General features: G+C 28.4%; 9 protein-coding genes and 1 pseudogene. All 10 read right to left on the reverse strand.

Annotation, left to right across the window (positions count from 1 at the left end; all coding sequences use genetic code 11):
• Nucleotides 1–45: 45 nt before the first annotated feature.
• Nucleotides 46–168 carry a hypothetical protein gene (locus H2280_RS07740; RefSeq protein ID WP_337216161.1) on the reverse strand — a complete coding sequence of 41 codons (123 nt, stop codon included), beginning with the start codon at nucleotides 166–168 and terminating at the stop codon, nucleotides 46–48.
• Nucleotide 169: 1 nt separating this feature from the next.
• Complete coding sequence (locus tag H2280_RS07745; RefSeq protein WP_337216162.1) at nucleotides 170–604, reverse strand: hypothetical protein; 435 nt, start codon at nucleotides 602–604, stop codon at nucleotides 170–172.
• A gap of 139 nt (nucleotides 605–743) precedes the next feature.
• Nucleotides 744–1214 (reverse strand): hypothetical protein, encoded by a 471-nt coding sequence (locus H2280_RS07750; RefSeq protein WP_337216163.1) that lies wholly within the window; start codon nucleotides 1212–1214, stop codon nucleotides 744–746.
• Between the two features lie 27 nt (nucleotides 1215–1241).
• A complete protein-coding gene (locus tag H2280_RS07755) occupies nucleotides 1242–2270 on the reverse strand; it encodes a lysozyme inhibitor LprI family protein (protein WP_337216164.1) in 1029 nt (342 codons plus the stop codon).
• 80 nt (nucleotides 2271–2350) lie between these two features.
• On the reverse strand, nucleotides 2351–3100 hold the full coding sequence (locus H2280_RS07760; protein ID WP_337216165.1) for a lysozyme inhibitor LprI family protein: 750 nt from the start codon (nucleotides 3098–3100) through the stop codon (nucleotides 2351–2353).
• A 33-nt stretch (nucleotides 3101–3133) separates the two neighbouring features.
• Nucleotides 3134–5254, reverse strand: a complete 2121-nt coding sequence (locus H2280_RS07765) for a hypothetical protein (protein ID WP_337216166.1) — start codon at nucleotides 5252–5254, stop codon at nucleotides 3134–3136.
• The gene (locus tag H2280_RS07770) at nucleotides 5255–6004 is read right to left on the reverse strand and encodes a hypothetical protein (RefSeq protein ID WP_337216167.1); all 750 of its coding nucleotides are present in this window, start codon (nucleotides 6002–6004) and stop codon (nucleotides 5255–5257) included.
• A gap of 70 nt (nucleotides 6005–6074) precedes the next feature.
• Nucleotides 6075–6893 carry a hypothetical protein gene (locus H2280_RS07775; RefSeq protein WP_337216168.1) on the reverse strand — a complete coding sequence of 273 codons (819 nt, stop codon included), beginning with the start codon at nucleotides 6891–6893 and terminating at the stop codon, nucleotides 6075–6077.
• The gene (locus H2280_RS07780; RefSeq protein WP_337216169.1) at nucleotides 6893–8008 is read right to left on the reverse strand and encodes a lysozyme inhibitor LprI family protein; all 1116 of its coding nucleotides are present in this window, start codon (nucleotides 8006–8008) and stop codon (nucleotides 6893–6895) included. The genes H2280_RS07775 and H2280_RS07780 overlap by 1 nt, the downstream gene beginning before the upstream one ends.
• 36 nt (nucleotides 8009–8044) lie before the next feature.
• Nucleotides 8045–8360, reverse strand: a pseudogene (locus H2280_RS07785) (bacteriophage T4 gp5 trimerisation domain-containing protein); the annotation flags it as partial.

The raw sequence follows: 8360 nt of genomic DNA on the forward strand, positions 1-8360 counted from the left end.
AGGAAAGAGATCTACTTTGCTTGAATTTAAAGATTGGCAAAAGATTTATTTAAAAGATCCCATCAAAGGAGCTTGAAATAAAAAGTTTTTTGCATCTATTTCAAGATTGCAAATCAAAACTCCTAAAAGTATTGCATAAGTTTCATCATCTAGAGCTTTAATGTTCATTTTATTCCTTTATAAACTCCATAGTCCAATCTGGATTAGTCCCTGCGCCACAAGGTTCAAAAATAGATAAACTTATATCACAAGATTCTATTGTATTCAAAGGATTTTTTGCTCTAAAACCTTTTTGTGTTCTTTGCAAAAGTACTTTGCACATTTTTTCTGCATTATTTTTATCTTTGATTTTTAAATATAAAATTGCTTGATTTGAAGAAAGTATTTTTAAATGCAATAATTTATCATATTTATGTATTTTGCAAGTAGAATATTTATACAAAGATTCATATTCAGTTAAGCAAATTTCATTGTTACACTTTAAAAAGCGAAAAATTTGTTGCCTACTTTTTGATAAATCTATATTTTGCGAATCTATATTTTCAGAAAAACCATATACACCACTCCATTCTCGCGTGCTTTGGTTTGCAAAAAGTATTTGCATTAAGCATAATATCAATATGACTATTTTATTATTCTTAAATAATATATATGTCTATAATTTGAATTTTCAAAAGCAATGAGAAGCTTTGCGCATTCTTTTTTATAATCATTTTCATTTAATTCTTTAATATCATAAAGCATTATTGTATTTCCTTTTTATAGACATCTCCCCACTCAAATATCATTTGGTTGCCACACATTGTGTCACAAAAAGAGTCAGGCGAATCAAATGCTTTCTCATCCCTTGTAAATATAACACCTTGTTGATTTTTCCTAATATAAATTTTACAATTTGCAAAGTCTTTATCATCATTTAAAGCTATAGCTTCTTGTGGAGATTTTATCTGTAATTTCAAAGTTATCTTGCATTCGTGCATATCATTAAATTCACTTTTATGGAGGATAGCTTCATACCTAGCTTCGCAAATATTAAACTTATTACACTTTTGTATTGTAAAGCCCCCCATATAAAGATTTTCTTGTAATATATAAGTTCCAAGCCATTTGTTTAAATGTGTTGCATGAGTGGAGTTAGCCTTATTGTTAGTTTCTGCATTAGCACTAATGCTTAAAATCAAACACAATCCTAAAACTGTTAAAAACTTTTGCATAAAAACTCCTTATTACAATTATTCTTTTTAATAAGTGCATTTTAATTCTCTTTTATTTCCTTCTAGAAGATAAATGCGTGTTTTTGGATAAGTAGTATTCTCTTCTTTATAAAAATCATCAAATCTGCGATTATAAAGGGCAATATAATTTTTTCCTTTAAATTCCATAACATCATAGTTTAAACGGGTTAGTATAGGAAACTCGGGATTAAATTCTGGTTGTTCTGGTATTCCTGAAATTTTATTGCTTGGCATGGCATATGTTTGAAATGCGAAGCAAGGTACTTCATTTTCTAAACAAACTTCTTCTTCAGTCTTTTCTCCATGAAAATGCAAATCATCCCCATAGATTTTATCACTTGCTTTTGCATCTAGCTTACCATTTTTATATATTGCAAGTGCACCAAAATAGTTTCCTATTGAAAGAACTAGATCATCTAATACCCCATCATTGTTAATATCAATTTTTCTTTTATAAATGTAAGGATAGCCTTTTAAGTCTAGGATATCTGCTTCTGCTTCTTTTTTAATCTCTCTCTTTTTTGTGCAATAACTATAAAAAACGCCATATTGAATATTTGATCCAAAAGCACAAAGGCCTATACTAAAGGGAGGATTAATAGAATGGAAAAGTTCTTGCCATTTGTCCGAATCATTTTTATGCTGTCTTGCATATTCACATAATTCTTTATTGTTAGAATCTAGCACTTTACCTAGAAGTTTAAGCAAGTCTGTAATGCGTTCTTCGTAAGCATCTTCTAGAGAATAAACTTTATTTAAATTTTTAATAAATGCCCTTTGTGAATTTAAAAGATCTTTTAGTCTTTGCTCCTTATCGGGAAACTTAGAGATTTTTAATTCTTTTCTTAATTGCGTATAGATTTCACCCATATAGCGATCTAAATTTTGCAAATTCCCGCTTTTATCATTGCATATCATCTTTTCGACATTGCTTTTTGCTTTAGCACAATCAAAACTAGGTTTAGCTTCACTTGGACTTTGTGCATAAAGCATTGGGGTTGAAAATACTAAAATACTCATTAAAATTTTTTTCATAATGACTCCTAAAATAGAAATTAGTTTTATTTGTAGGTTTTAAACCCCTCATAGCTTAAATTTGTTGTCTTAATTGGCATTTAGCTTCCTATTAATTTATCGAGTTTTTTATCTTTTGTAAAAGCTTGATAGAGCTTCTCATAGTATATTTTATATTTTTCTACCGCTTCATCAAAATAATCTGCATTTGCTTCATTAATCCGAGAATATAAAATAAAATAGTTCCATTCTGCAATATTATAAGCCATAAAATCTATAATAATGCTTTTAGTAGTATTTTCAAAAAATTTACCAAATAGATTGTAATTATATAAAGAATTTACACCCTCATTCATTTCATATTTCTCTAAGTAAGCAGCACCATAAAATTTTTCTACTCTTTGGTTAAAATTCCATTTTTCCCTATTAGCTTCACTATCTATCATTTTAAATGCTAAAGTAGCAATCGCTTCTAAATAAATTTGCTTTACGCAATAATTAGAATAATATGACTGAATTGTCTTTTGCCCTGTCTCAAATGATGCAACAAAATCGCAGCTGAATACATTTCTATCACGCATAACAGATTGATTAAATGTCTTTAAACCTTTTCTTGTTTCCCGCCCCTCTTCTGTATCTTTTGGAATGCTTTTTAATATTGAAAAATAGAGTTTAGAATATAGTCTATCAAGTTTTTGCAATTCTCCGCTTTTATCACTACAAATAAGTTTTTCTACTTTTGTACTAGCTTTAGCACAATCAAAGCTAGGTTTAGCTTCACTTGGAGATTGTGCATTAGCACTAATGCCTAAAATCAAACACAATCCTAAAACTATTAAAAACTTTTGCATAAAACTCCTTTTTTATAAAATTAGTCATTTATCTTAGGCATTCAAACAAATATTTTCTTTAAAACTTTGCATACTGATTTTATTTTCAAAAGTATAACTAGTTCTTTTTTTATCAGAATAGCTTAAAGAAACAATAGCCACATTTGCCATTTTATGTATTTGTTCCGTGTTAAAATTTTCCAAAGCTTGTGTAGCAATGATGCATTTTGTAGTTTTTTTGAAAAAAGAGGAATTTTCATCTAAAATTAAATCTATTTTAAAAGCACTTTCATAGTTACCTTCTTCTTTTTGGTTAAGCTTTAAGCTTTCATAAATCCTTCTATTCTCGCAATTATGAAGAAATACTTTAGTGATGGTTTCATGATTGTTTCCATTTTCATCTAAAATGGTTAAATTATTTATTTTTAAATCAAAATTACCACCTTTATTGGCTGAAATTTCTTCTTCATTGATTTTTAAATGAATATCTAGCATTTTTGAAGCTTTATCTTTTAAAATTTTAAATTGATTTTCCTTAGCAAAGCTATACAATTCTATAGCATTTTCTTCATTATCATTAAGAGTAACTTTTAAAATCCCATCGTTTTTATTTATAAAATATAATATATTGTTTTTTATTACTTTAAAGTGTAACTCATCTTCTTTTTTTAAAATAAGTTCTTCTTGGGTGCTACAAGAAAAAGCTTGTGGATTACTTGTTTGTTGTTCTTCTTGTGTTGGATCATATTTTAAATACATAAGTTCGCATTGATCTTCTATTAGCTTAGAGCAATCTATTTTTGCTTTTGCTCCTACAAGTAAAGTAATAAAAGTATTTTTAGGTTGTTCTATTTGTATGATAGATGGGGTAGGATTTGGATAAAGGATAAGAATATTGTAGAGTGTATTTGCTTCCAGTTTTTCAAACTTTTCATTTAAAGTTTTATTTAGCAGGGTAACATTATCTATTTTATTAGCACCTAAATTCTCACAATAATTAGCAATACAATAAATATTATCTAAGCTAAATTTTTTTTGAGTGAGGGTGTTTAGGTAATTAAGATAAGGGGAGAGAATATCAGCTATACCTTGAAATTCGTCTTTGGAAACATAAGAATAATAATGTTTGTCTTTAGTATGATATATATTGTATTCTTTTAAGAGATTCTTTGCTTTTTCATTAACTTCTTTGCATTTCTTATAATTTTGCATAAAAGAAAGGTAGGTATATTTATCTAGCAACTTCAGTCCTTGCTTAGTATTGGCTTCCTTGAAGTTAAAATTAAGATAAGAGAAAATATCAAGACTTGTTGAAAAATATTCTATATTATTATTTTGATTCTTATTGCTTAAGCTAAACATAGCGGCTTCTTGGATTCTGCGAGAATAATAAGGGTTTTTGAATTGTCGTATATCAGCATAATAACGCACAGAAAACCACGCTAAAAATCTATTTTTTTCTTTTAGAGCTTTTTGAAGCAAGATGAGTCCACTCTCTGGCTTAAATCTTGCTGGACGCTGATAATAAATAGATAGCAAGGGAATAAACTCTTGTGGATTGATTGATTCTGTCTTACTGGAAGAAGTAAGATAATTTGTATTCCATTTTTGAAGTTTTTTTCTTAAATTATACATTTTTTCAAAAGAAATGATTTTTTTAACTTCTATTGCTTCATTATCCGTAAGCTCAAAAACCATATTTATATCAAGTTTTTGGTTGATATTTTCAGGATTTTGGTTGTAGATTTTTATATTATTTTGTAAAATAGTATTAATATCTTTTTGCAAATTTTGTATAGTTTCTACATTATTCTTAATTTTTTCTTGAGAGCTATTTGATTTAAGATTTTTTTTATTTTTGTATTCAATTATCTTATTTTCTATCTCTGCAGAAGTTTTATTGATAAGGGTTTGCACAGATTGTAATTGTTTACCTAGTATATTAGCTAGAGTATAAACACCATTTTCCAAGTCTGTATATTTCAAAATCCCTATTTTATACATCAAAATTACTTCTCTCCATTTATCCTCTTCAATATTAATTCCTATGCCAATGGTAACTACATTAACAGAATCGGTATAAATATATTGTCGCTTATCTTCTACTAATATCAATAAAGAAAGGAATTTATTGTAAAACTCCTCATAGCTTAAATTTGTTGTCTTAATTGGCATTTAGCTTCCTAATAATTTATTGAGTTTTTTATCTTTTGTAAAAGCTTGATAGAGCTTCTCATAGTATATTTTATATTTTTCTACCGCTTCATCAAATAAATCTGCATTTGCTTCATTAATCCGAACATCTACAAGAAAGTAATTCCATTGCATAATATCATAAGTCATAAAATCTATAATAATACTTTTAGTAGTATTTTCAAAAAATTTATTAAATAGATTATAATCGGGTAAAAACTCTATATCCATATCGTAGGCTCCATTAGGGTTTTCAATGGGGACAATAAAATCTTCCATTCTTTTATTAAAGCCCCATTTTTCCCTATTAGCTTCACTATCTATCATTTTAAATGCTAAAGTAGCAATCGCTTCTAAATAAATTTGCTTTACGCAATAATTAGAATGTGGCTGAAAGTCTTCTTGTTTTCTTGTCTCAAATGGTGCAACAAAATAGCATTGCAATGCATTTCTATAGCCCATAACAGAGTAATTAAATTCTTTTAGGCTTTCTCTTACATTTTGTCCTTCTTTTGTATCTTTTGAGATATTCTTTAGTATTGAAAAATAAAGATTAGAATATAAGCTATCCAGTCTTTGTAATTCTCCGCTTTTATCACTACAAATAAGTTTTTCAACTTTTGTACTAGCTTTAGCACAATCAAAGCTAGGTTTAGCTTCACTTGGAGATTGGGCATTAGCACTAATGCCTAAAATCAAACACAATCCTAAAACTATTGAAAACTTTTGCATGGATATTCCTTTAAATAGAAATTAGTTTTATTTGTAGGTTTTAAACCCCTCATAGCTTAAATTTGTTGTCTTAATTGGCATTTAGCTTCCTTAAATCTATATTCTGAATAAATTTATCAAGTGGCTGAATGACTCTGGTTTGCATTTCATCTAAATCATATTCACATCCCCCATTTGTACATATAAATCCCTCATCTTCAGAAACACATACTTGAGTATAGCGACCATTTGAGCTTAATTCTTGTAATGCCTGAGAGGCTTTTGTGAGAGTTTCTTCATATCCTTGTGGAAGCAATTTATTATAAAATTTAAACTTTGCTAAACCTTTAATAGAAAAAATATCAAGTATCATATTATCATCACAAGCATAAATAGTGTCTTTGTCTATGAGGGAACTTGTATCTATGATGGTATTGGTGCTAAGTAATAAAATTCCCATTTTATAAACCCTTGCTATACAAGGTTTGTAATGATGTGGTTTAAAACCAAAATGAACCGAGTCAAGATTTTCATATATTATTCCGTTTTCACGTCCTATGTTAAATAATTCTTCCACTTCTTTTTTATCATCATTTTTTGCCAATAAAAAACAACGCATATTATCTCTATAATCTTTAAAATTTTTAGCAAATTTTTGCATTTGTTTTCTTGTTTCTTTTCCTTCTTTTGTATCTTTTGGAATGCTTTTTAGTATTGAAAAATAGAGTTTAGAATATAAGCTATCAAGTTTTTGTAATTCTCCGCTTTTATCATTGCATATCATCTTTTCGACATTGCTTTTTGCTTTAGCACAATCAAAACTAGGTTTAGTACTAGATTTTGCATTTAGACTTTGACTAAGTAATATCACACTCAGAGTGATAAATAATATTTTTGTTGTGTCAAACATTAATTATTTCCTTTTTCATAAGTGCATTTTAATTCTAATTTATCGCCTTTTAAAAGATAAATGCGTTCTGTTGGATAAGTAGATTTTTTATCATCCTGAAATCTGCGATTATAAAGGGTAATATAATTTTTTCCTTTAAACTCCATAACTCCATAGTATAAATAGCCTAGCATAGGATATTCAAAATCAAATTCTAGTCGTTTTGAAATTTTATTGCTTGGCAAGGCATAGAAACCAAATACTTCAGCAGCATCGCTGTCACGACTTCCTTGAAGGGTGCCTAGAGTAGCTGATCCACAAAAATGCAAATCATCCCCATAGATTTTATCACTTGCTTTTGCATCTAGCTTACCATTTTTATATATCCAAAGTGCATCATAATAATCCCCTGATATAAAAATCAGATTTTCGGGCACTCCATCATTGTTAATATCAATTTTTCTTTTATACATTTTAGTATTATGGATAAAGTAAAAATTGTAATTATATTCGTCTTTGATATCTTTTGCCATTTTTTCAGTAGCTTTTCCATTTTCTGTACAAAGATCTATAAACACACCATCTCTACTACTTGTTCCAAAAGTACAAAAGCCTATGCTATATGGAGGATTGACAGAAGGAGGAACTTCTTGCCATTTATTCTCATCAAATTTATCATCATGCTGTCTTGCATATTCACATAATTCTTTATTGTTAGAATCTAGCACCTTACCTAGAAGTTCAAGCAAGTCTGTAATGCGGTATTCATAAGAATGTCCTATAAAATCAGAGCGTTCTTCATAGGCATCTTCTTCATTATGAGAATATTGTATAAAATCAGCTCTATCAATTTTATTTAATTTTTTAATAAATGCCCTTTGTGAATCTAAAAGATCTTTTAGTCTTTGTTCCTTATCGGGAAATTTAGAGATTTTTAACTCTTTTCTTAATTGTGTATAGACTTCACCCATATAGCGATCTAAATTTTGTAACTGCCCGTATTTATCATTGCATATCATCTTTTCAACATTGCTTTTTGCTTTAGCACAATCAAAACTAGGTTTAGCTTCACTTGGACTTTGTGCATAAAGCATTGGGGTTAAAAATACTAAAATACTCATTAAAATTTTTTTCATAATTACTCCTTTAAAAAATTGTTTTTCATTATATATTTATTCTGCTCTTACTTCTCCACCCTTAACCATAAGCCCATTAGAGTCTATAACTACTTCTACTCCACCTGCCTTAATGATAACACAATTTTGATTTGCAGTGATAACAGTTTCTCCTACTTTGTGTATGATTTGATTACCCGCTTGAATTTCGCAATCTGTTTGATAATTACTATATTTAGATTCTGCAAGTTCTGTATGTTGTTTTTTTGTTTGTGTGCTTAAATTTTGTTCTGTATGTATATCTATGTAATTATGTGCTTGTATATTTAAGTGCTCTTCGCTAAGATAATTTATTCCTTTATTGGTATGAAGC

This window comes from Campylobacter sp. 2457A (assembly GCF_020135895.1).
GTDB classification, from domain to species: Bacteria; Campylobacterota; Campylobacteria; order Campylobacterales; family Campylobacteraceae; genus Campylobacter_D; species Campylobacter_D taeniopygiae.